Origin of the sequence: Thalassolituus pacificus (genome assembly GCF_025318105.1) — a bacterium.
Classification (GTDB): Bacteria; Pseudomonadota; Gammaproteobacteria; order Pseudomonadales; family Oceanobacteraceae; genus Venatoribacter; species Venatoribacter pacificus.
In genome coordinates this window covers 1-1304 of record NZ_JAOANI010000016.1, presented here as the reverse complement: position 1 = coordinate 1304, position 1304 = coordinate 1, and the positions used below count along the sequence as shown (strand labels likewise).

The following is a 1304-nucleotide window of genomic DNA, read 5'->3' as shown; positions in this document are numbered from 1 at the left end:
GGCTCTTCACCGTTCTTAGTGGAAGAAGCTCGTATTCAGATTTCCAAATCTCAGGTAAATCATTGCTTTATACCGATCTTTGTTTCTGTGTCCGTGAGCATTTCTGTTCAGGTTTTTTATGTTCTTATTCAAGGCTTCCGCCCGACCATTCGAGTGCCCATTTTTCATTGCTACCATGATTCCATCAAGGTGCTTCATAATCATTTCGGCGACAGTGATTAAGGGAGTTATCCGGGTTTCTTTCGCAAGTTTAATCCAATGCTTCCAACTATTTCGTGTTTTCGGTTCGATACCTTTCCATATGTCGCGGGCTTTCTCTTTCAATGTCCAGGCAATTGTTGTATTCGCCATTAACGGGGAGTGATTGAGTATTCTATTTCGGTAATCGGAGTCCAATTTATTTCCATTTCGAAGCCAGAGGTACCGATTTTTATGGACATACAGCCGGTCCAGCCTTGGTAAGTTTTTCATATCATTCTTGCGAATCTGATCGACGGTTCTTGCTAGTGAGCGAGCAACATGAAAGTGATCAAATTCAATCATTTTTGATGCCCTGGTGCCAAAAAACTCTTTAGCTGCACGGATATACGCAGGACTCATATCCATGGATAGGGACCTTGCTTTGGCAAGCGATTGGATTGGTATGCTGCTTAGGCATGCCGTTAAACTCGAACTACTCCGTCCATCCGCAATGGCCAGGACGACTCCTGAATGATTGCTCAAAACTGTAATGTATTCTCTGTTCTTGTTTATGCTCGTTTCGTCAACGTGGAGGTGCTGGCAATCTAATTCCCAACGGCGTGTCAGTCCTCGCTTTATTCCTCTTCGAATGATCCGGTCTATGTTTGACCAGCTTACGCGCAGCTGCCTGCTTATCGCTGATATCGTGTTTTCTTTCGTTAGAGTTAACACCCGCGATTCAAATAACATCGTGTAATGAGAACTGCAGTCTGACCATGGCACCTGAGTTGTCAGGACTCCATGTTCGGAACACTCTACTCTGGGAACGTCCGCCTGAATGATCGTTTTATACTGGCATGTATCGAGGTGTCTCCATCTTCTGTAGCGGGTATCGTAATGACGACAGGGACGCTGACAGATTGGACAGGAGGCTAAAAACTCACGATCGTATGAGACGGTGACGACCACCTCGCTAGAAGAGTCATGTAACTCTACGGAACTCGTTTTCCATGGAGCAGTAAGTCCAAGAATTTGATTGTATAGCGTGAGCTGATCCATAGCGATAATCGCCTCTAGGCTGAGTTCTGCGATGGTAGCCATTCCACTACGTTCGGTGAAGAGCC

The 1304-nt window shown here is 45.5% G+C and carries 1 protein-coding gene; it reads right to left on the bottom strand.

What is annotated here, in order from left to right:
- Positions 1–15 precede the first annotated feature (15 nt).
- Positions 16–1304 (bottom strand): ISL3 family transposase (locus NYR02_RS10305; protein ID WP_260976286.1); only part of this gene is annotated, 1289 nt, incomplete at its 5' end.